16 protein-coding genes, 5 tRNA genes and 3 rRNA genes are annotated in these 22,689 nt (G+C 54.0%); 3 read left to right on the top strand and 21 right to left on the bottom strand.

What is annotated here, in order from left to right; all coding sequences use genetic code 11:
- Nucleotides 1-236: 236 nt before the first annotated feature.
- From rplL to ACLHDD_RS16460, 11 genes are all read right to left on the bottom strand, one after another.
- The gene (gene rplL, locus ACLHDD_RS16510; protein WP_009092660.1) at nucleotides 237-599 is read right to left on the bottom strand and encodes a 50S ribosomal protein L7/L12; all 363 of its coding nucleotides are present in this window, start codon (nucleotides 597-599) and stop codon (nucleotides 237-239) included.
- 66 nt (nucleotides 600-665) lie between these two features.
- On the bottom strand, nucleotides 666-1,163 hold the full coding sequence (rplJ, locus tag ACLHDD_RS16505; protein WP_003848098.1) for a 50S ribosomal protein L10: 498 nt from the start codon (nucleotides 1,161-1,163) through the stop codon (nucleotides 666-668).
- Between the two features lie 364 nt (nucleotides 1,164-1,527).
- Complete coding sequence (gene rplA, locus ACLHDD_RS16500) at nucleotides 1,528-2,232, bottom strand: 50S ribosomal protein L1 (protein WP_313656387.1); 705 nt, start codon at nucleotides 2,230-2,232, stop codon at nucleotides 1,528-1,530.
- Nucleotides 2,233-2,235: 3 nt separating this feature from the next.
- A complete protein-coding gene (rplK, locus tag ACLHDD_RS16495; protein ID WP_006121495.1) occupies nucleotides 2,236-2,664 on the bottom strand; it encodes a 50S ribosomal protein L11 in 429 nt (142 codons plus the stop codon).
- Between the two features lie 148 nt (nucleotides 2,665-2,812).
- Nucleotides 2,813-3,358 carry a transcription termination/antitermination protein NusG gene (gene nusG, locus ACLHDD_RS16490; RefSeq protein WP_003848088.1) on the bottom strand — a complete coding sequence of 182 codons (546 nt, stop codon included), beginning with the start codon at nucleotides 3,356-3,358 and terminating at the stop codon, nucleotides 2,813-2,815.
- A gap of 1 nt (nucleotide 3,359) precedes the next feature.
- Nucleotides 3,360-3,743: a preprotein translocase subunit SecE gene (gene secE / locus ACLHDD_RS16485; protein WP_111142233.1), complete on the bottom strand. Its 384-nt coding sequence runs from the start codon at nucleotides 3,741-3,743 to the stop codon at nucleotides 3,360-3,362.
- 231 nt (nucleotides 3,744-3,974) lie between these two features.
- Nucleotides 3,975-5,159 carry an elongation factor Tu gene (gene tuf / locus ACLHDD_RS16480; protein WP_167429651.1) on the bottom strand — a complete coding sequence of 395 codons (1,185 nt, stop codon included), beginning with the start codon at nucleotides 5,157-5,159 and terminating at the stop codon, nucleotides 3,975-3,977.
- A 108-nt stretch (nucleotides 5,160-5,267) separates the two neighbouring features.
- Nucleotides 5,268-5,343 (bottom strand) — tRNA-Thr (locus ACLHDD_RS16475).
- A gap of 5 nt (nucleotides 5,344-5,348) precedes the next feature.
- Nucleotides 5,349-5,423 (bottom strand) — tRNA-Gly (locus ACLHDD_RS16470).
- 190 nt (nucleotides 5,424-5,613) lie between these two features.
- Nucleotides 5,614-5,698, bottom strand: a tRNA-Tyr gene (locus ACLHDD_RS16465).
- A 7-nt stretch (nucleotides 5,699-5,705) separates the two neighbouring features.
- Nucleotides 5,706-5,781, bottom strand: a tRNA-Thr gene (locus ACLHDD_RS16460).
- Between the two features lie 767 nt (nucleotides 5,782-6,548).
- On the opposite strand from ACLHDD_RS16460, the gene coaA reads away from it, so the two are divergent.
- Nucleotides 6,549-7,496 carry a type I pantothenate kinase gene (gene coaA, locus ACLHDD_RS16455; protein ID WP_427104919.1) on the top strand — a complete coding sequence of 316 codons (948 nt, stop codon included), beginning with the start codon at nucleotides 6,549-6,551 and terminating at the stop codon, nucleotides 7,494-7,496.
- A gap of 42 nt (nucleotides 7,497-7,538) precedes the next feature.
- Here the strand turns inward: coaA and birA are convergent, their stop codons facing one another.
- The 10 genes from birA to pepQ form a co-directional block, all read right to left on the bottom strand.
- Nucleotides 7,539-8,498, bottom strand: a complete 960-nt coding sequence (birA, locus tag ACLHDD_RS16450; protein ID WP_427104918.1) for a bifunctional biotin--[acetyl-CoA-carboxylase] ligase/biotin operon repressor BirA — start codon at nucleotides 8,496-8,498, stop codon at nucleotides 7,539-7,541.
- Nucleotides 8,495-9,532: a UDP-N-acetylmuramate dehydrogenase gene (gene murB / locus ACLHDD_RS16445; RefSeq protein ID WP_427104917.1), complete on the bottom strand. Its 1,038-nt coding sequence runs from the start codon at nucleotides 9,530-9,532 to the stop codon at nucleotides 8,495-8,497. Before murB ends, birA begins: the two co-directional genes overlap by 4 nt.
- 150 nt (nucleotides 9,533-9,682) lie before the next feature.
- Nucleotides 9,683-9,798 (bottom strand): 5S ribosomal RNA (rrf, locus tag ACLHDD_RS16440).
- Nucleotides 9,799-9,887: 89 nt separating this feature from the next.
- Nucleotides 9,888-12,791, bottom strand: a 23S ribosomal RNA gene (locus tag ACLHDD_RS16435).
- Nucleotides 12,792-13,001: 210 nt separating this feature from the next.
- Nucleotides 13,002-13,077 (bottom strand) — tRNA-Glu (locus ACLHDD_RS16430).
- 86 nt (nucleotides 13,078-13,163) lie between these two features.
- Nucleotides 13,164-14,705, bottom strand: a 16S ribosomal RNA gene (locus ACLHDD_RS16425).
- The 16S, 23S and 5S rRNA genes sit together here with 1 tRNA gene alongside, the layout of an rRNA operon.
- A gap of 410 nt (nucleotides 14,706-15,115) precedes the next feature.
- Nucleotides 15,116-15,649: a menaquinone-dependent protoporphyrinogen IX dehydrogenase gene (hemG, locus tag ACLHDD_RS16420; protein ID WP_427104916.1), complete on the bottom strand. Its 534-nt coding sequence runs from the start codon at nucleotides 15,647-15,649 to the stop codon at nucleotides 15,116-15,118.
- Nucleotides 15,650-15,666: 17 nt separating this feature from the next.
- Complete coding sequence (gene trkH / locus ACLHDD_RS16415) at nucleotides 15,667-17,118, bottom strand: Trk system potassium transporter TrkH (RefSeq protein ID WP_427104915.1); 1,452 nt, start codon at nucleotides 17,116-17,118, stop codon at nucleotides 15,667-15,669.
- A gap of 32 nt (nucleotides 17,119-17,150) precedes the next feature.
- Nucleotides 17,151-17,768, bottom strand: a complete 618-nt coding sequence (locus ACLHDD_RS16410) for an IMPACT family protein (protein ID WP_427104914.1) — start codon at nucleotides 17,766-17,768, stop codon at nucleotides 17,151-17,153.
- A gap of 1 nt (nucleotide 17,769) precedes the next feature.
- Entirely contained in the window at nucleotides 17,770-19,101 is a 1,332-nt protein-coding gene (gene pepQ / locus ACLHDD_RS16405; RefSeq protein ID WP_427104913.1) for a Xaa-Pro dipeptidase, read from the bottom strand.
- 186 nt (nucleotides 19,102-19,287) lie between these two features.
- Between pepQ and fadB the strand changes: the two genes are divergently transcribed.
- Both fadB and fadA read left to right on the top strand, forming a co-directional pair.
- Complete coding sequence (fadB, locus tag ACLHDD_RS16400) at nucleotides 19,288-21,471, top strand: fatty acid oxidation complex subunit alpha FadB (RefSeq protein ID WP_427104912.1); 2,184 nt, start codon at nucleotides 19,288-19,290, stop codon at nucleotides 21,469-21,471.
- Nucleotides 21,472-21,481: 10 nt separating this feature from the next.
- Nucleotides 21,482-22,645 (top strand): acetyl-CoA C-acyltransferase FadA, encoded by a 1,164-nt coding sequence (gene fadA / locus ACLHDD_RS16395; RefSeq protein ID WP_427104911.1) that lies wholly within the window; start codon nucleotides 21,482-21,484, stop codon nucleotides 22,643-22,645.
- Nucleotides 22,646-22,689: the final 44 nt, after the last annotated feature.

Genomic DNA, 22,689 nt, shown 5'->3' with positions numbered 1-22,689 from the left:
GGCAGCAGTGCAATACCTCTTTCTATCACGCTTAAATCATTTCATCGCTTTTGCGAAGGCAGGGAACCCGCACAGGAAAGCGGTATATTAAGTCGTCGATAGAGAAAGATATTGAAGAGTAGCAATGGACAAACAGTGTGAAACCCCATTGAAACCCTGTAGCGCAAAAAGGCTGGTGACCAAAAAGTCACCAGCCATCAGTCTGAAACTACTCAGACTGCAACCCGAAGGTTGTCTTACTTAACTTCAACTTCAGCGCCAGCTTCTTTCAGAGCAGCTTCAAGTGCAGCTGCGTCGTCTTTGCTGATACCTTCTTTGATCACGCCAGTTGCTTCAACCAGATCTTTGGCTTCTTTCAGGCCCAGACCAGTTGCAGTACGTACGGCTTTGATGACTGCTACTTTGTTCGCGCCAACAGCTTTCAGTACGACGTCGAATTCAGTTTTTTCTTCAACAGCTTCAGCCGGGCCCGCAGCAACAGCTACAGCAGCAGCAGCAGAAACGCCGAATTTTTCTTCCATAGCAGAAACCAGCTCAACTACTTCCATTACGGACATAGCTGCAACAGCTTCCAGAATTTGGTCTTTAGTGATAGACATAACAATTGTTCCTAAGAATCAGAAAAAGTTTATACGTTAGCAAACACGAAGAAAAAGAGTCTGGCCTTAAGCCGCTTCTTTTGCGTCGCGTACAGCAGCCAGAGTGCGGACCAGTTTGCCAGCAGCGGCTTCTTTCATGGTCGACATCAGACGTGCCAGTGCTTCTTCGTAGGTCGGCAGCGTTGCCAGACGGTCAATATTGGCCGCCGTGATCAGCTCACCTTCAAAGGCTGCAGCTTTGACCTCAAATTTTGCATTCGCTTTCGCGAAATCTTTGAACAGACGAGCAGCAGCGCCCGGGTGTTCCATAGAATATGCAATCAGGGTCGGACCAACAAACGTGTCTTTCAGGCACTCGAACTGAGTACCTTCAACGACGCGGCGCAGCAGGGTGTTACGAACAACACGCATGTAAACGCCAGCTTCACGACCTGCTTTACGCAGTTCGGTCATTTTATCAACGGTAACGCCACGGGAATCCGCAACTACCGCTGAAAGCGCACCTTTGGCTACTTCGCTGACTTCAGCAACAATCGCTTGTTTGTCTTGAAGATTTAATGCCATTAGCTTTTGCTCCTGGATTTGACCGGGAAAGGATTTCCCCGGAACTCACTTCACTTAGTTCACCCGAAGGGAAATAAGCGCTCGAACACGGTGAGCAGAATCCAGCTAAGAAAAAATTCTTTTGGTTCTGTCACCGTCTACGCAGGATATTAAGCAGTTTATCCGGAGATAAGCCGCTCCTGCGGTCTTGGACGGAGGCCAGGATAAGGCCTGGCTCCAACCTAAATTCTGTGTGACGCAGCAGAGTCAGAGGGAAAAGCGATAACGCCCCGTTCCGTTCCCACTCTCTGGTGTCCTGTTCTGCTAATAACAGAACAACGGGCGTAAGATTCTAGGTGAATTTTTCGCCCGTTTCAAGCAGCAATTAGTTTGCTGTTGCGTTCAGACCAGCATGGTCAATGGCAACGCCAGCGCCCATGGTGGTTGAAAGGCTGACTTTCTTGATGTACACGCCTTTCGCCTGCGATGGTTTCGCTTTTTTCAGCGCAATCAGCAGAGATTCCAGGTTTTCTTTCAGTTTATCAGCGTCAAAGTCCACTTTACCGATGGTAGTGTGGATGATGCCGTTTTTGTCGTTACGATAACGAACCTGACCTGCTTTAGCATTCTTAACGGCTTCAGCAACGTTAGGGGTTACAGTACCAACTTTCGGGTTTGGCATCAGGCCACGTGGACCCAGAATCTGGCCCAGCTGGCCAACAACGCGCATTGCATCCGGAGAAGCAATAACAACGTCAAAATTCATTTCGCCTTTCTTGATCTGCTCAGCCAGGTCTTCCATACCAACCAGCTCAGCGCCTGCTGCTTTAGCAGCTTCAGCGTTAGCACCCTGGGTGAAGACAGCTACACGTACTGAACGACCAGTACCGTGTGGCAGAACGGTCGCGCCGCGTACGTTCTGATCAGATTTACGTGCATCGATGCCGAGGTTGACAGCAACGTCAACGCTTTCAACGAACTTGGCAGTAGCCAGTTCTTTCAGCAGAGCAACAGCTTCAGCAATGTCATACTGCTTGGTCGCGTCAACTTTGTCGCGAATTACGGTCATGCGCTTGGTCAGCTTAGCCATTTCTTAGTCCTCTACTACCAGGCCCATGGAACGAGCAGTACCTTCGATTGAGCGAGTCATCGCTTCAACGTCAGAACCAGTCATGTCCGCAGCTTTGGTTTCTGCGATTTCACGTACCTGAGCACGAGTCACTTTACCGACTTTATCTTTGTTCGGCTTACCAGAACCAGACTTGATGCCCGCTGCTTTTTTCAGCAGTACGGCAGCCGGAGGCGTTTTGGTAATGAACGTGAAAGAACGGTCGCTGTATACGGTGATAACAACAGGAGTCGGCAGACCTTTTTCCAGAGATTCGGTCTTCGCGTTGAACGCTTTACAGAATTCCATGATGTTAACACCCTGCTGACCCAGAGCTGGACCAACCGGTGGACTTGGGTTCGCCATACCAGCTGCAACCTGCAGCTTGACATAGGCTTGGACTTTCTTAGCCATGATATTTCCTCAATTGGGTTATAGCGCCTGTTAAAGGCTCCCCGTGATAACGATTTACACGCTGTTGCCAGCGCATAAAAACAAAAGGCGCGAAATTGTAGTTAAATTTCGCGCCTGCTGCAATAGCTAATTTGTGAGCAAAAAAAGGTTAACCTTTCTCCACCTGACCGAAGTCGAGTTCAACCGGCGTTGCACGTCCGAAGATAGAAACGGAAACCGTCAGGCGGCTCTTCTCGTAATCCACGTCTTCAACAACACCGTTAAAGTCAGCAAAGGGACCATCGTTAACGCGAACCATTTCACCTGGCTCAAACAGCGTTTTCGGACGGGGCTTGTCACCGACCTGCTGCAGACGGTTCATGATCGCATCGACTTCTTTGTCGCTGATCGGAGCCGGACGGTCAGATGTTCCGCCGATGAAACCCATCACGCGAGGGACACTGCGCACCAGGTGCCAGCTGGCGTCATTCATCACCATCTGAACCAGTACATATCCCGGGAAAAACTTGCGCTCGCTCTTACGACGCTGGCCACCACGAATCTCAACGACTTCTTCAGTCGGAACCATGACGTCGCCAAACAGCTCTTCCATGTTGTGCAATTTGATATGCTCGCGCAGCGATTGGGCTACGCGGCCTTCAAAACCGGAAAACGCCTGTACGACGTACCAGCGTTTCTTTGGAGCTTCAGACATCTCAGAACCTCAGGCCAGTGATAAACGATACCAGACGGACCAGAATACCATCCAGCCCCCACAAAATCAGTGACATCACGGCAGTCACCGCGGCAACGATTAACGTGGTGTGCAGCGTTTCCTGGCGGGTTGGCCAGATAACCTTACGCATTTCTGTTCTTGCTTCACGAGCAAAAGCCACGGTCGCTTTGCCTTTGGTCGTTAAAAGCGCAATGCCGCCAGCCGCTGCAATCAGTACAACTACGGCTAACGCGCGCAGTGGCAGTGATACATCACGATAGAGGTAGTTACCTACAATCGCCGCAAGCAGCAGTACCACGACTGCTACCCACTTTACCGCTTCCAGGCCACGCCCGCTCCCTTGAGCTTCGGTATTCGCACTCATAAACCAACCTGCCACAATAATTCAGAAACTATTCTGCCCCGCAGTGCGAGGCGTCCAAACCGAATGAGCTTTTGAGGCGTAACTCGGTATCTAACGCCGCATGACAGAGCCTGTCTCAGCAATGATTATGATCGAAAAAATCACTGATGAGCCAGGTTCTATAAAACAGCGTGCAAAAAGGGCATCAAATGATGCCCTTTCCGTGTGCATTGCGTCAAACGTTATCGGTAATTATGCGATAACTTTAGCAACAACACCCGCGCCAACGGTACGGCCACCTTCGCGGATTGCGAAGCGCAGACCTTCGTCCATTGCGATTGGGTGGATCAGGGTAACAACCATTTTGATGTTGTCGCCTGGCATGACCATTTCAACGCCTTCTGGCAGCTCTACTGAACCGGTCACGTCAGTGGTACGGAAGTAGAACTGTGGACGATAGCCCTTGAAGAACGGAGTATGGCGGCCACCTTCGTCTTTAGACAGAACGTAAACTTCTGACTCGAACTGGGTGTGTGGCTTAATGGTGCCTGGCTTAGCCAGAACCTGACCACGCTGGATGTCTTCACGCTTGATACCGCGCAGCAGAACACCACAGTTTTCGCCTGCCTGACCCTGGTCCAGCAGCTTACGGAACATCTCAACACCGGTACAGGTTGATTTCGCAGTATCTTTGATACCCACGATTTCAACTTCGTCGCCGACTTTAACGATGCCGCGCTCAACACGACCGGTAACAACGGTACCACGGCCAGAGATTGAGAATACGTCTTCGATTGGCAGCAGGAACGGCATGTCGATCGCACGGACTGGATCCGGGATGTAGTTGTCCAGGTGTTCAGCCAGCTCGATGATTTTCGCTTCCCACTCTGCTTCGCCTTCCAGCGCTTTCAGCGCAGAACCACGAACGATTGGTGTGTCGTCGCCTGGGAAGTCGTACTGTGACAGCAGGTCACGTACTTCCATCTCAACCAGCTCCAGCAGCTCTTCATCATCAACCATGTCACACTTGTTCAGGAACACGATGATGTAAGGAACGCCAACCTGACGACCCAGCAGGATGTGCTCACGGGTCTGTGGCATCGGGCCATCAGTCGCAGCAACAACCAGGATCGCGCCGTCCATCTGCGCAGCACCGGTGATCATGTTTTTCACATAGTCGGCGTGGCCTGGGCAGTCAACGTGAGCGTAGTGACGTGAAGCCGTCTCATACTCAACGTGTGCGGTGTTGATGGTGATACCGCGGGCTTTTTCTTCAGGGGTGCTGTCGATCTGGTCGAATGCACGCGCCTGGCCGCCGTTGGTTTTAGCCAGTACGGTAGTGATAGCTGCAGTCAGGGTGGTTTTACCGTGGTCAACGTGACCGATGGTGCCCACGTTTACGTGCAGTTTGTTACGTTGAAATTGCTCTTTAGCCATCGCTAGTCCCTCTAAGACACGGATATATCAATGATATCATCACATTAACCAGGCAATGCCTGACTGCAAGGAAGTTACAGAGAAAATCAGGAGGGAGATTAAAGGAAGTGGTGCTGATACCCAGAGTCGAACTGGGGACCTCACCCTTACCAAGGGTGCGCTCTACCAACTGAGCCATATCAGCACATCTGGAGCGGGCAGCGGGAATCGAACCCGCATCATCAGCTTGGAAGGCTGAGGTAATAGCCATTATACGATGCCCGCATCCTGGAACTCGGCTACCTGTTCTTTCTGTAGCTTGCAGAAAACAGAGAGTGACTCTCTGTTATCTACTGCCTGCCAGCGTAGCTGACCGGCTTTGACTTTGCTAACGCTCAGTCTGAATTCAGGGTGATAGATGACTCACCTGACAGATAAACAGGCTGTCTATCTGTACTCAACCGTGAGGCTGAGATGGTGGTGGGAGAAGGATTCGAACCTTCGAAGTCTGTGACGGCAGATTTACAGTCTGCTCCCTTTGGCCGCTCGGGAATCCCACCTACTTGATGGTGCCGGCTACCGGAATCGAACTGGTGACCTACTGATTACAAGTCAGTTGCTCTACCAACTGAGCTAAGCCGGCATCAAGTGGTGCGCATTCTAGGAAGGTCGGACGCTGGATGCAACTAAAAAATCGCATATTTTTTTCTATCGCTTACTATTTGTGCAAATCATCGCATTTTCGCGATTTCCTGCAGAATATTTGTGCAATCCGGCCCTGTTTTTGACCACTTCAGCCGGTCATGCGCAACGCTTCACTCTGCGCGGAAGCACCCTTTCAGGCAGATAAAAGAACTTCAGTACGCGCATTTATTTTACCTTAATGAACTGAGTGATGTTTTTTTGAACGGCTCTGCGACATTTTTTTTATTCACTGCCACGCCGCGGTACAAAATGGAGCCGTTTTATGATTAAAGAGAACCTCTTTTTTAGCTTCACCGTGGAGCGCGCGCTGGAAAGGCGGAAGAGTTTGCCAGGGATTGGGTCCGGCATCGCGATTTTTCTTTCACTCGTTCTTCTGTGCCCCTCTGTCCGGCGTTTATGTCCTTATGTGAGGCAAGACGTCAGATAAAAGAGATTAACGCCATGCTGTCGCTGTGAGGCACTGTCATAGAGTTCACACCCCCCGGCCCCGTGAAAATGGAGACTATCGTAACGTTTTGTGGGGATGCCGACGAAAGCGAGATCGCCTCTATCTTTTTACTTCTGTTGAAAGCCATACTGGTGATACCCTCCAGCCCATTGTTCTCACTGATAAACCAGCGATTCGTGATTCAATTCACCTGTGCTGTCCTGCTTATCGGATAACGCGCGGTTGATTGCATTGAATTTGTGGTCAGATGCATGCTTATGGATAAAACGATACCCCTGACAACGCCTTATCTGGAGTTCACTCGCGAGCAGTGGGCTGCATTACGTGATTCTGTTCCTATGACGCTGTCAGAAGATGAGATCGCGCAGCTGAAAGGTATTAACGAGGATCTCTCACTGGAAGAGGTTGCAGAAATTTATCTGCCACTTTCCCGTCTGCTTAATTTCTATATCAGTTCAAATGTTCGTCGGCAGGCGGTACTGGAACAGTTCCTTGGTACAAATGGCCAGAAGATTCCCTATATCATCAGCATTGCGGGCAGCGTAGCCGTCGGGAAAAGTACCACGGCGCGTGTATTACAGGCCTTGCTGAGCCGCTGGCCTGAACATCGTAAGGTAGAATTGATTACCACGGATGGCTTCCTTCATCCTAATGCCGTGCTGAAAGAGCGTGGCCTGATGAAGAAGAAAGGGTTTCCGCAATCCTATGATATGCACCGGCTGGTTAATTTCGTCTCTGACCTGAAGTCGGGTGCCAGCCAGGTGACGGCACCGGTCTATTCGCATCTGATTTATGATGTCATTCCTGACGGGGATAAAATCATAGAGCAGCCTGATATTCTCATCCTTGAAGGCCTGAATGTCTTACAGAGCGGCATGGATTATCCCCATGATCCTCACCATGTCTTTGTGTCAGACTTCGTCGATTTCTCTATCTATGTCGATGCGGAGGAAGATCTTCTGCAGAACTGGTATATCAATCGATTCCTGAAATTCCGTCAGGGCGCCTTTACCGATCCCGACTCCTACTTTCACCACTATGCCCGGCTATCAGAAGCGGAAGCGATTGAAGTTGCCGGAAATTTATGGAAAGAAATTAACTGGCTTAATCTGCAGGAAAATATCCTGCCGACACGTGAACGTGCCAGCCTGATTATGACTAAAAGTGGCGATCATGCAGTCGACAGGGTCCGCCTGCGTAAATAACCGTTACCGTCTCCGAGCCTGCATCAATGCAGGCTCGCTAACTCAGACCGGCCGCAGCGATATTTCACCGCCAATCCAGGATTTGATTTCACCCGCCTGTTCCAGCAGCAGGCCACCCTGACTGTCGACGCCACGCGCAATCCCGAGCACTTCCCGTTCACCAATCAGCAGCTTAACCGGTCGGTTGATAAAATTGTCCAGTGCAGCCCAGCGCTCAATAAAGGGTGTCAATCCTTCCTGTTCGAAGAGCGGCAGAGCGTCGCGAAGACGGTTGATCAGGCGCGCCGCCAGCTCATTGCGATTCACCCTGACCCCGGCTTCCTGCAGGTTGATCCAGCCCTGATCGATCTGGGATGTGTCAGCTGAACGCATCGCCAGATTGATTCCGGCGCCCAGCACAATATGAGCAGCATCGCCTGTTTTACCTGTCATTTCAACCAGGATCCCTGCCAGTTTGCGATCGTTCAGATATATATCATTAGGCCATTTAACGCGGACTTCATCGGCACCTGATGAACGCAGTGCCTCCGCCATGACAATCCCAATGACCAGGCTCAGCCCCATAGCCGCTGCTGGCCCCTGCTCCAGACGCCAGTACATCGACATGTAGAGATTCGCCCCAAAAGGAGAAAACCACTGACGACCACGACGACCACGACCGGCCTGCTGATATTCAGCAATGCAGGCAGCACCAGACGTAAGTCCATGCATCTTCTCCATCAGATATTGATTCGTCGAGTCTATTACCGGGATCACCGAGACGTTACCCTGCCTGACCTGTGAAAGGATCAGCTGCTCATCCAGCAACTCAATCGGCGCAGAGAGGCTATACCCTTTTCCGGTAACGGTAAAAACATCGAGTCCCCAGCTTTTCAGCGTCTGGATGTGCTTGTTAATGGCCGCACGACTCATCCCCAGCATTTCGCCAAGTTGCTCGCCGGAATGAAACTCTCCATCAGATAAAATATCGACCAGCTTTAGCGGGACACTGTAGTCTTTCATGCTATCACTCCGACTGCATTACACTCACCCTGCGCCGCTATAAAGCGGACTTCAGGCTCAAGCCAGACATTAAATTTTTCCCCTACCCGGGCGCGCACGGCTTTTGCCAGCGCCAAAATATCCTCAGACGTGGCGTTACTGGCGTTGATCAGTACCAGTGCCTGTTGCTCATGAACAGCCGCGCCGCCGATGCGATAGCCTTTCAGCTGGCACTGATCGATAAGCCACCCAGCGGCCAGCTTGGTTTCGCCATCTGGCATTGGATAGTGCGGCATTGCCGGGCATTGCGCCAGCAGTGATCGGCACTGCTCTGCGGAGATCACCGGATTTTTGAAAAAACTGCCGACGTTGCCGATGACTCTGGGGTCAGGCAACTTGCTCTGGCGCATCTGGCACACCGCATGATAGACATCCCAGGCACTGGCAGTCAGCGGATTTAGCGTCTTCAAATCGCCGTAGGTCAGTACTGGCTGCCACTGCTTAGGCAAGATGAACCCTACCGCGACGATTACGTAGCCTGACTGATAGCGATGTTTGAAAATGCTGTCGCGATAGCCAAACTCACAGGCCTCGCAATCGAGACGTTCTGCCTGGCCACTGTGCAGATTCAGGACGTCCACATATTCGCAGACATCTTTCAGTTCGACCCCGTAAGCGCCGATATTCTGTATAGGTGCGGAGCCCGTCATTCCCGGGATCAGTGCCAGGTTTTCCAGGCCGGGAATCCCCTTTTCCAGCGTACTTTTGACCAGCTGGTGCCAGTTTTCACCGGCGCCGACATGCAGGCGCCAGTGTTCATCGTCATCCTGAATGCGAATGCCCTGAATACGGTTTAACACGACGGTTCCGGCAAAATCTTCCATGAAGAGAACATTGCTACCTTCGCCCAGCACTAGGAAGGGTGTCTGATCCTGCTGGCTGGCCTGCCAGGCCGCCAGAATGGCCGCTGGTGTCTCAGCGACGATGCGTTTTTGTGTGTGTACTTCAAGCCCGAGCGTATTGTCGGCTTTTAAGGAAGGAGACTGGCTGGACATTTGACGGCCTTTACTGAGTTATCTGGCCGTAGTTTACCGTATCAGAGAGGGGTTCTCAGGCTGTTTTCGGGGATCGGGATGAGGTTTTTCACGATCGGCAGACGCAAAAAAGCCCCGCACTCGCGTGCGGGGCTTCTTCACTTATACAATGCCTGGCAGTTCCCTACTCTCGCATGGGGAGGCCCCACACTACCATCGGCGCTACGGCGTTTCACTTCTGAGTTCGGCATGGGGTCAGGTGGGACCACCGCGCTAAAGCCGCCAGGCAGATTCTGTCTTCCGCGCCGCCCTGGGGCCGCGCAGACTTATCCGGTTCAGGCTGAAAATCGTCTCTCAAAAACGCCTCTGGCGTTGTAAGGTTAAGCCTCACGGGTCATTAGTACCGGTTAGCTCAACGCATCGCTGCGCTTACACACCCGGCCTATCAACGTCGTCGTCTTCAACGTCCCTTCAGGACCCTCAAGGGGTCAGGGAGAACTCATCTCGGGGCAAGTTTCGTGCTTAGATGCTTTCAGCACTTATCTTTTCCGCACTTAGCTACCGGGCAGTGCCATTGGCATGACAACCCGAACACCAGCGGTGCGTTCACTCCGGTCCTCTCGTACTAGGAGCAACCCCCCTCAATTCTCCAGCGCCCACGGCAGATAGGGACCGAACTGTCTCACGACGTTCTAAACCCAGCTCGCGTACCACTTTAAACGGCGAACAGCCGTACCCTTGGGACCTACTTCAGCCCCAGGATGTGATGAGCCGACATCGAGGTGCCAAACACCGCCGTCGATATGAACTCTTGGGCGGTATCAGCCTGTTATCCCCGGAGTACCTTTTATCCGTTGAGCGATGGCCCTTCCATTCAGAACCACCGGATCACTATGACCTGCTTTCGCACCTGCTCGAGCCGTCACTCTCGCAGTCAAGCCAGCTTATGCCATTGCACTAACCTCACGATGTCCGACCGTGATTAGCTGACCTTCGTGCTCCTCCGTTACTCTTTGGGAGGAGACCGCCCCAGTCAAACTACCCACCAGACACTGTCCGCACCCCGGATCACGGGGCCACGTTAGAACATCAAACATTAAAGGGTGGTATTTCAAGGATGGCTCCACGCAGACTGGCGTCCGCGCTTCAAAGCCTCCCACCTATCCTACACATCAAGGCTCAATGTTCAGTGTCAAGCTGTAGTAAAGGTTCACGGGGTCTTTCCGTCTTGCCGCGGGTACACTGCATCTTCACAGCGAGTTCAATTTCACTGAGTCTCGGGTGGAGACAGCCTGGCCATCATTACGCCATTCGTGCAGGTCGGAACTTACCCGACAAGGAATTTCGCTACCTTAGGACCGTTATAGTTACGGCCGCCGTTTACCGGGGCTTCGATCAGGAGCTTCTCCTTACGGATAACCCCATCAATTAACCTTCCGGCACCGGGCAGGCGTCACACCGTATACGTCCACTTTCGTGTTTGCACAGTGCTGTGTTTTTAATAAACAGTTGCAGCCAGCTGGTATCTTCGACTGGCTTCAGCTCCGGGAGCAAGTCCCTTCACCTACGCGCCAGCGTGCCTTCTCCCGAAGTTACGGCACCATTTTGCCTAGTTCCTTCACCCGAGTTCTCTCAAGCGCCTTGGTATTCTCTACCTGACCACCTGTGTCGGTTTGGGGTACGATTCTGTGTTACCTGATGCTTAGAGGCTTTTCCTGGAAGCAGGGCATTTATCACTTCAGCACCGTAGTGCCTCGTCGTCACGCCTCAGTGTAAAGTGAACCGGATTTGCCTGGAACACACACCTACACGCTTAAACCGGGACAACCGTCGCCCGGCTGATATAGCCTTCTCCGTCCCCCCTTCGCAGTAACACCGAGTACAGGAATATTAACCTGTTTCCCATCGACTACGCCTTTCGGCCTCGCCTTAGGGGTCGACTCACCCTGCTCCGATTAACGTTGAACAGGAACCCTTGGTCTTCCGGCGAGCGGGCTTTTCACCCGCTTTATCGTTACTTATGTCAGCATTCGCACTTCTGATACCTCCAGCATGCCTCACAGCACACCTTCGACGGCTTACAGAACGCTCCCCTACCCAACAGTATTGCTACTGCTGCCGCAGCTTCGGTGCATGGTTTAGCCCCGTTACATCTTCCGCGCAGGCCGACTCGACCAGTGAGCTATTACGCTTTCTTTAAATGATGGCTGCTTCTAAGCCAACATCCTGGCTGTCTGTGCCTTCCCACATCGTTTCCCACTTAACCATGACTTTGGGACCTTAGCTGGCGGTCTGGGTTGTTTCCCTCTTCACGACGGACGTTAGCACCCGCCGTGTGTCTCCCGTGATAACATTCTCCGGTATTCGCAGTTTGCATCGGGTTGGTAAGCCGGGATGGCCCCCTAGCCGAAACAGTGCTCTACCCCCGGAGATGAGTTCACGAGGCGCTACCTAAATAGCTTTCGGGGAGAACCAGCTATCTCCCGGTTTGATTGGCCTTTCACCCCCAGCCACAGGTCATCCGCTAATTTTTCAACATTAGTCGGTTCGGTCCTCCAGTTAGTGTTACCCAACCTTCAACCTGCCCATGGCTAGATCACCGGGTTTCGGGTCTATACCCTGCAACTTAACGCCCAGTTAAGACTCGGTTTCCCTGCGGCTCCCCTATACGGTTAACCTTGCTACAGAATATAAGTCGCTGACCCATTATACAAAAGGTACGCAGTCACCCCATAAAAGAGGCTCCCACTGCTTGTACGTACACGGTTTCAGGTTCTTTTTCACTCCCCTCGCCGGGGTTCTTTTCGCCTTTCCCTCACGGTACTGGTTCACTATCGGTCAGTCAGGAGTATTTAGCCTTGGAGGATGGTCCCCCCATATTCAGACAGGATACCACGTGTCCCGCCTTACTCATCGAGCTCACAGCGTGTGTGCTTTTGTGTACGGGAGTATCACCCTGTACCCTGCGACTTTCCAGACGCTTCCACTAACACACAGGCTGATTCAGGCTCTGGGCTGCTCCCCGTTCGCTCGCCGCTACTGGGGGAATCTCGGTTGATTTCTTTTCCTCGGGGTACTTAGATGTTTCAGTTCCCCCGGTTCGCCTTGCAGCACTATGTATTCATGCTGCAATGATGCACAGAGTGCACCGGGTTTCCCCATTCGGACATCGACGGCTGTAGCGGTTCATATCACCTTACCGTCGCTTTACGCAGATTAGCACGTCCTTCATCGCCTCTGACTGCCTGGGCATCCACCGTGTACGCTTAGTCACTTAACCTCACAACCCACAGGCGTTTTCACGCTGCGGACTGCAAGCATTTGAGAGACTCGTACGCATCGCCTTTTTCATTCTTATTTACGGAGAATGAAAGCGACGCGTCGTTTCAATTTTCAGCTTGTTCCGGATTGTTAAAGAGCAATATCTTAAACATGACTCGTAAGTCATCTTTAAGATATGGGGGCAACACCTTTCACCTGTCACCAAGCATGGCGTCCCCTAGGGGATTCGAACCCCTGTTACCGCCGTGAAAGGGCGGTGTCCTGGGCCTCTAGACGAAGGGGACATTTAAGTCTGTCTTCGCAAGACACTTTGCTCATTACTTTTTATCAGACAATCTGTGTGAGCACTGCGCGGGACCGTATCTTAAGGTAAGGAGGTGATCCAACCGCAGGTTCCCCTACGGTTACCTTGTTACGACTTCACCCCAGTCATGAATCACAAAGTGGTAAGCGCCCTCCCGAAGGTTAAGCTACCTACTTCTTTTGCAACCCACTCCCATGGTGTGACGGGCGGTGTGTACAAGGCCCGGGAACGTATTCACCGTGGCATTCTGATCCACGATTACTAGCGATTCCGACTTCACGGAGTCGAGTTGCAGACTCCGATCCGGACTACGACGCACTTTGTGAGGTCCGCTTGCTCTCGCGAGGTCGCTTCTCTTTGTATGCGCCATTGTAGCACGTGTGTAGCCCTACTCGTAAGGGCCATGATGACTTGACGTCATCCCCACCTTCCTCCGGTTTATCACCGGCAGTCTCCTTTGAGTTCCCGACCGAATCGCTGGCAACAAAGGATAAGGGTTGCGCTCGTTGCGGGACTTAACCCAACATTTCACAACACGAGCTGACGACAGCCATGCAGCACCTGTCTCAGCGTTCCCGAAGGCACCAATCCATCTCTGGAAAGTTCGCTGGATGTCAAGAGTAGGTAAGGTTCTTCGCGTTGCATCGAATTAAACCACATGCTCCACCGCTTGTGCGGGCCCCCGTCAATTCATTTGAGTTTTAACCTTGCGGCCGTACTCCCCAGGCGGTCGACTTAACGCGTTAGCTCCGGAAGCCACGCCTCAAGGGCACAGCCTCCAAGTCGACATCGTTTACGGCGTGGACTACCAGGGTATCTAATCCTGTTTGCTCCCCACGCTTTCGCACCTGAGCGTCAGTCTTCGTCCAGGGGGCCGCCTTCGCCACCGGTATTCCTCCAGATCTCTACGCATTTCACCGCTACACCTGGAATTCTACCCCCCTCTACGAGACTCAAGCCTGCCAGTTTCAAATGCAGTTCCCAGGTTAAGCCCGGGGATTTCACATCTGACTTAACAGACCGCCTGCGTGCGCTTTACGCCCAGTAATTCCGATTAACGCTTGCACCCTCCGTATTACCGCGGCTGCTGGCACGGAGTTAGCCGGTGCTTCTTCTGCGGGTAACGTCAATCGGCGCGGTTATTAACCGCACCGCCTTCCTCCCCGCTGAAAGTACTTTACAACCCGAAGGCCTTCTTCATACACGCGGCATGGCTGCATCAGGCTTGCGCCCATTGTGCAATATTCCCCACTGCTGCCTCCCGTAGGAGTCTGGACCGTGTCTCAGTTCCAGTGTGGCTGGTCATCCTCTCAGACCAGCTAGGGATCGTCGCCTAGGTGGGCCATTACCCCGCCTACTAGCTAATCCCATCTGGGTTCATCCGATAGTGAGAGGCCCGAAGGTCCCCCTCTTTGGTCTTGCGACGTTATGCGGTATTAGCCACCGTTTCCAGTGGTTATCCCCCTCTATCGGGCAGATCCCCAGACATTACTCACCCGTCCGCCACTCGTCACCCAAGGAGCAAGCTCCTCTGTGCTACCGTCCGACTTGCATGTGTTAGGCCTGCCGCCAGCGTTCAATCTGAGCCATGATCAAACTCTTCAATTTAAAGTTTGATTTGCTGAAACCAGTCCAGCGATGCTCATCTGTAAAACGTCATAATGAATGTCATTATGTGTTCACTCGTGAGACTTGATATTTTTTTGCGTCCAAAGACGCTGATATCAATCCTGCGAGTGCCCACACAGATTGTCTGATAAATTGTTAAAGAGCAGCGCGAACAGTGCGTTAGCGTCCTGTCGCGAGGTGGCGTATATTACGCTTTCCTCCTTCAGAGTCAACCTCTTTTTCAGAAGTTTTTCTCCGGCGGGTCAGCTTCCTGAACCTCTCAGCACGCTTCCCGTTGCCGGTGTGCCGTGTTGATGGAGGCGCATTATAGGGAGTTCGCGCGGCCTGACAAGCGTTTATTGCAAAAAGATTACCGTTCGAAGTAATTTTCATCAAATCGCGTTATTTCGCTACGATTTGCCTGGTAACTGTGCAAATTCCTGAGCAAAAGCACGGACCTGCGCCCAGTCTGTGTACTCGACTTCTTTCGTCGAATCAGTTTCTCCACCCGTCATTCGCATAATCAGCTGAATCATGACCCGGTCAAACCAGCGATAGCGCGGATAGTAGAGCGCTCCGGCAAATACGGCGCAGCAATCAGGCTGCCACGGTGACGACGCCAGGAACTTCCGGGTATAAGCATTCGTCTCAGGAGAACGCTTCTCCGGTTTACGTGCCGTCAGGTTCACCGAGAAGAATCCGCCGGTACGCTGCTGTAGCGCCTGAAGATGTTGCTTCACAAAGGTTTCAACGACCGGCTGAAAATGACCGTAGCGGATAGAGGCGCCGATCAGCACGCGATCGTAGTCTGCCCAAACAGGCTGCGGCGCATCCTTAATGTTCATCAGGTCACAGGGTTGGTGCTGACGGATTACTTCAGCAAGCGAAGAGGCAATCTTCCGGGTTTGTCCGTCACGGGTCGAATAGAGAATCAGTGCTTTCATTTCAGCATCCTTATTAATTATTCACGCCAGAAGGTCGGCGTGAACAGCACCAGCAAGGTGAATACCTCAAGGCGTCCGAATAACATAGTTGAGATCAGTATCCATTTCGCTACGTCATTCATCGAAGTGAAGTTATCAGCGACTACCCCTAAGCCTGGCCCGAGGTTGTTCAGGGTAGCGGCGACGGCGGCAAAAGCCGAGAAGTCGTCGACGCCCGTAGCAATGATCGCCAGCATACTGACCAGAAACACCAGCGCATACGCCGAGAAAAATCCCCATACGGCTTCGAGGATACGCTCCGGCAGCGCACGGTTGCCCAGCTTAATGGTGTAGACCGCATTCGGGTGAACCAGACGTTTAAGTTCACGGTTGCCCTGCTTGCACAGCAGCAGGATGCGGATCACCTTCAGGCCACCGCCGGTTGAACCGGCACATCCGCCGATAAAGGCAGAGCACAACAGCAGAACCGGCAGGAACAGCGGCCAGCGCGCGATACTGTCGGTGGTGAATCCCGCCGTCGTAGCCATCGACACCACCTGGAAAAAAGCCTGGTTCAGCGTTTGCCAGCCATCTGAGTACACATTATGAAACCAGAGCACCAGCGTGCAGATCAGCACCAGCGTCAATTGCACACCGATAAACATGCGGAACTCCGGGTCGCGCCAGTAAACACGAGGATTACGTCCGCTGAGCATGGCAAAGTGCAGGCCGTAGTTACAGCCGGAGATCAGCAGAAAGACCGCCACAATCGTGTTGATCGTGCCACTGTTAAAATAGCCGATGCTGGCATCGTGGGTTGAGAAGCCGCCGATAGCGATGGTTGAGAAACTGTGACCGATGGCATCGAACGCCGGCATACCCGCCAGCCACAACGCCAGTGCACAGGCGATCGTCAGCAGAACGTAGATCAGCCAGAGTGTTTTAGCCGTCTCAGCAATACGCGGCCGCATCTTATTATCTTTTAGCGGTCCCGGCATCTCAGCACGATAGAGCTGCATGCCCCCGACGCCCAGAATCGGCAGAATCGCCACCGCTAACACGATGATCCCCATTCCGCCCAGCCACTGCAGCATCTGCCGATAGAAGAGAATGGCTTTCGGCAGCGAGTCCAGCCCCACCAGCGTGGTGGCACCGGTCGTCGTCAGGCCCGAAAATGATTCAAAGAAGGCGTCCGTTACGGAAAGATGTGGCTGCTCGGCAAAGATAAAGGGCATGGCCCCCACGCTGCCCAGCACTGTCCAGAAGAGCACGACGATCAGAAACCCTTCCCGCGGCTTAAGCTCAGTTTTCTTTTTGCGGTTCGGCCACCACAGCAGTGAGCCGATCACCAGCGCCATCATAAAGGTCTGGCTGAACGCCCGCCCAGCGCCATCGCGATAAATCAATGCAACCAGGCCAGGCAAAATCATCGTCACGGAAAAGAGGATGACCAGCAGACCGACGATGCGGGTAATGGCGCGAAAGTGCATTCAGCCGTTCCTTTAAATAAAAGAGATGAAGTTCAGGGTGTGAGCGGGATAAGCGATAACGCTCCCCGGCTAAAGTCTGACAGATTTTGTTTGAAACCGTCGATTTGCCCGTAAGGCACGGCCAGTGTCAACGCAATACGATCCTGATAGTCACTCTCCGTCACCTTCGCGTCGAAACGCTGCACCAGTCGTTCGATGTCACTCAGCTGCGGATAGTCACATTGCAGAGTGAAGTATTTCATCGGTACTTTGCGCTGCCGGGGCAACTGCCTGAGGCCCTGCTGGACGCCGCCGCCATAGGCTTTCACTAAGCCACCGGTTCCCAGCATGATGCCGCCGTAATAACGCACGACCACAGCAGTAATCTCGCCAATACCGGCGCCCATAAGCTGCGCCAGCATCGGCTTCCCTGCCGTGCCCGACGGCTCGCCATCATCAGAGAAGCCGAGCTGCTGAGAGTCATCCGGCGCGCCCGCGACCCAGGCCCAGCAGTGATGCCGGGCGGTGGGATGCGCGTTTTTCACATGCTGAACAAAAGCACGCGCCGCCTCTGCGCCCTCAGTGTGCGCCAGCAGCGTAATGAAGCGACTCTTCTTAATGGTCTCTTCACTGCTGCTCACTGGCACAGCGGGAATATCAAAGGCCTCCATATCAGGCCAGATGCAGATCGCGGGTCATGTTCTCAACGCGATGCGCATGGATCACCACGTTATCCTCGATACGAATGCCACCATAAGGCCGGAGCGCATCGATCGCCTGCCAGTTGAAGTGCTGACTGAAGCGCCCTTCGCGTAGCGGTGCCAGCAGTGAGTCAATAATATAGAAGCCCGGCTCGATGGTTAACACCATGCCTGGTTGCAGTACGCGCGTGCAGCGAAGGTAAGGATACTGCGCAGGCGCAGCCAGATGGGTGCCCTGATCATCCTGCATGAAACCGGCCACATCGTGCACCTGCAGACCCAGAGGATGCCCCAGACCGTGCGGCATAAACGGCCCGGTCAGATCTTCAGCCACCAGCGCCTCTTCACTGATTCCACGAACCAGCTCGAACTTCAGCAACATTTTCGCGATACGATGGTGCATCTGGAGGTGATAATCGGTGTAACGCACGCCCGGTTTCAGCGTAGCGACCAGCGCCAGCTCTTCAGCATTCATCGCCTCCACCATTCTGGCATAGAGGGAACTGTTCTGCGCGGCATAGCTGCGGGTCAGATCGGCGGCATAGCCCAGATACTCGGCCCCGGCGTCAATCAGGAAGCTGTGACGCTTCGCGGGCGGCTGATGGTCCAGACGAGTGTAGTGCAGCACTGCGGCGTGTTCATTCAGCGCAATGATATTGCCGTACGGCACATCGGTGTCGCGGTGTCCGGTCGCGGTCAGGTAGGCCTGATTGATGTCGAACTCGCTTAAACCCGCCGAAAAGGCCTCTTTCGCTGCCCGATGGCCCGCAACGGCCAGCTTCTGCGCCTGGCGCATACAGGCCAGCTCATAATCTGTTTTGATGCTGCGGTGGAAGTGCAGGAAGTCGATAACCGCTTTAGGGTTGATATTGCCCGAGGCGATGCCAAGCTGGGTGGCGCGCCCGCTGACCGGGCCGATATAGGCGACGTTATCACGCTGAGCAGGCAGCAACTGCCCGATCTCATCCGCATTTTTCAGGCCCACAACCTCAACATCTTTCGTCCAGAAGCTCTCCGGCAGCGGCTCTACGTTATGCCAGTAATCCACCGGCGAGTAGAACCACAGTTTCGGTTTGTTCACCCCGTCGATCCATAACCAGCAGTTTGGAACCTGCGTCACCGGAACCCAGGCTTTAAACTGGGGATTCACCTTAAAGGGATAGGTGTGATCGTCCAGAAACACCGTCAACAGCTCACCGGAATGGATCAACATCGCATCCAGTTTATTGCGTGCCAGCACCTGCTGCGCCCGTTGTTGCAACGTGGCGATATGCGCGTGATACAAGGTCTTCAGTGAATCCATTGACGTCTCTCCAGTGTCGCGAAATGGCCGCAGTTTAGCACACCCCTTGCACAGATGACGAAGCGGGCGCAGCTGTGATCTTGTTAGCAAATAAGCAAAGACCCGTTTGCAAAAAATTAACATCACTACCACACTCACGATCATCTGGTATGACCAGATCACCTTTCGCGGTTTCAGGAGACGCACATGCTCTACCAAGGCGCTAACCTTACTCTTCACTGGCTGGACGATGGCATCGCCGAGCTGGTTTTTGACGCTACCGGCTCGGTCAATAAGCTTGATACGCAGACTGTCGCCAGTCTGGGCGAGGCGATCGCCGTGCTGGAAAAGCAGTCCGATCTGCGCGGCGTGCTGCTGAGCTCCGCTAAACCCGCCTTTATTGTCGGCGCGGACATCACCGAGTTTCTCTCGCTGTTTGATGCCCCGACTGAAAAGCTGAGCCAGTGGCTGAGCTACGCCAACAGCATCTTCAACCGGCTGGAAGATCTGCCGGTGCCGACCCTGTGCGCCATCGACGGCTATGCGCTGGGCGGGGGATGTGAATGCGTACTGGCAACCGATCTGCGTATCGCTACTGCGGACGCCCGCATCGGTCTGCCGGAGACAAAACTCGGCATCATGCCGGGCTTTGGTGGCAGCGTCAGGTTGCCACGCCTGCTGGGCGCCGACAGCGCGCTGGAGATCATTGCCGCAGGCAAGGATGTCGACGGTGCCGCAGCCCTTAAACTCGGTCTGGTCGACGCGGTCGTTGCCCGCGACAAACTGCGCGAGGCGGGCATCACCATGCTCAAAGCCGCGGCCAGCGATGGGAGCTGGCATGCACGCCGCGCGCCTAAACTGGCTCCGTTGAAACTCAGCCCGATCGAAGCGGCCATGAGTTTTACGATCGCTAAAGCCATGGTGATACAGACCGCCGGTAAACACTACCCTGCTCCGCTGATGGCCGTAAAAACCATCGAAGCAGCAGCCACGCTGGGTCGTGACGACGCACTGAAACTCGAAACCGCCGCGTTTGTGCCACTGGCGCAGTCTGATGAAGCGCGTGCCCTGGTTGGCATCTTCCTCAACGATCAATATGTTAAAAGTCTGGCGAAAAAGCGTGCCGCCGAAAGCGGCGCACCCTTTCAGGCCGCGGTACTGGGCGCAGGTATTATGGGCGGCGGCATCAGCTACCAGTCTGCGTGGAAAGGCGTACCGGTCAGAATGAAAGACATTAATCCGCAGGCGTTAACGCTGGGGATGAATGAAGCCAGCAAGCTGCTCAATAAGCTGCTGGCGCGCGGCAAAATCGACGGTAACGAACTCGCCAGCGTGATTGCGACTATCCAGCCGACCCTGGACTATGCCGGTTTTGAACAGGCTGATGTCGTGGTTGAGGCGGTGGTAGAGAACCCGCAGGTCAAAGCCAGCGTGCTGGCCGAAACCGAACAGCATCTGCGTGAGGATGCGATTCTCGCCTCTAATACGTCGACAATCCCGATCAGCCAGCTGGCTCAGGTGCTGCAGCGCCCGGAAAACTTCTGTGGCATGCATTTCTTTAATCCCGTGCCACGTATGCCACTGGTTGAAGTCGTACGCGGCGAGAAAACCAGCGAAGCGACCCTGAGTAAAGTGGTGGCCTGGGCCAGTAAGATGGGAAAAACCCCGATTCTGGTTAATGACTGCCCCGGCTTCTTCGTTAACCGGGTTCTGTTCCCCTACTTCGCCGCATTCAGTCTGCTGCTGCGCGACGGCGCCGACTTCCGTCAGATCGATAAAGTCATGGAAAAACAGTTCGGCTGGCCGATGGGACCGTCCTGGCTGCTGGATGTCGTCGGCATTGATACGGCACACCACGCACAAAGCGTAATGGCGGACGGTTTTCCGGATCGTATGAAGCATGACTACCGCGATGCGATCGACCTGCTGTTTGAAGCCGGGCGCTTTGGTCAGAAAAATGGCAAAGGCTTCTGGCGCTGGGAAGAGGATAAAAAGGGCAAGCTGAAGAAAGTGCCGGATGCAGAGGTGGATACGCTGCTGCGGCAGGTCTGCCAGCCCGCCCGGGTTTTCAGCGATGAAGAGATTCTGAACCGTATGCTGCTGCCGATGCTGAATGAGGTCGTGCGCTGTCTGGAAGAGAAAATTATTGCTTCGCCTGCGGAAGCTGATATGGCGCTGGTTTACGGTCTCGGCTTCCCGCCTTTCCGTGGCGGGGCTTTCCGCTACCTCGATACGCTGGGCAACAGCAATGTCGTCGATCAGGCCCGGCGCTACAGTGCGCTCGGTGGCCTGTATACCCTGCCCGCGCTCCTGGTACAGAAAGCCCATCAGCATGAAAGCTGGTATCCCGCCGCCAAACCGATTGACGAAGCCGCGCTGAAAAGCGCCTGAGGGCATAAAAATGGAAAATGTGGTGATTGTTGATGCGGTGCGTACGCCGATGGGCCGCTCAAAAGGCGGCGCCTTTCGTCATGTGCGTGCTGAAGATCTCTCCGCGCATCTGATGCGCGAAATCCTGAGCCGCAACCCGGCGGTGGACCCGGCATCGCTGGACGATATCGTCTGGGGTTGCGTTCAGCAGACGCTGGAACAGGGGTTTAATATCGCGCGTAACGCCGCGCTGCTGGCCGAAATACCGCATTCGGTGCCCGCCACGACTGTTAACCGGTTGTGTGGATCTTCCATGCAGGCTCTGCACGACGCGGCCCGCGCCATTATGGTCGGTGATGCGCAATGCTGCCTGATTGGGGGGGTGGAGCACATGGGGCATGTGCCGATGAATCACGGCGTCGACTTCCATCCCGGCCTGGGTCGTACCGTGGCGAAAGCAGCGGGCATGATGGGCCTCACCGCCGAAATGCTGGCGCGCATGCATCATATCAGCCGGGAGCAGCAGGATGCGTTTGCCCTGCGCTCGCATCAGCGCGCCTGGCAGGCGACGCAGCGCGGCGACTTTACGAACGAGATTGTCGCCACCTATGGTCATGACAGCGACGGCATTCTTAAACGCTACACGTTCGATGAAGTGATCCGCGAGGAAACCAGCGCCGAAGGTCTCGCCGCCCTGAAGCCGGCATTCGATCCGGTGAATGGCACCGTGACGGCCGGCACCTCGTCAGCGCTGTCAGATGGGGCAGCCGCGATGCTGGTGATAAGCGAATCACGTGCCCGTGAACTGGGGCTGGCACCTCGCGCCCGCATCCGCAGCATGGCGGTGACAGGCTGTGATCCGTCGATCATGGGCTATGGACCGGTGCCGGCAAGCCGACTGGCTCTGAAACGGGCGGGACTGAGCGTCAGCGATATTGATGTCTTTGAGCTGAACGAAGCCTTTGCCGCGCAGACACTGCCCTGCATCAAAGATCTGGGTCTGATGGATATAATGGATGATAAGGTCAATCTGAACGGCGGTGCGATCGCCCTGGGTCACCCGCTCGGCTGTTCAGGCGCACGCATCAGTACGACGCTGCTGAACATTATGGAACGACGGGATGCCCGTTTTGGTCTGGCTACTATGTGTATCGGACTGGGCCAGGGGATCGCCACCGTGTTCGAACGTCTGTAATACGTTGAGTCTTACTTTGTCAGATTTACCCGCCGTTACCGGCG

The organism is Pantoea sp. NSTU24 (assembly GCF_050157905.1).
Taxonomy (GTDB): Bacteria; Pseudomonadota; Gammaproteobacteria; order Enterobacterales; family Enterobacteriaceae; genus Pantoea.
The sequence above is the reverse complement of the archived record's forward strand: the minus strand, read 5'-3'. Positions and strand labels throughout refer to the sequence as shown.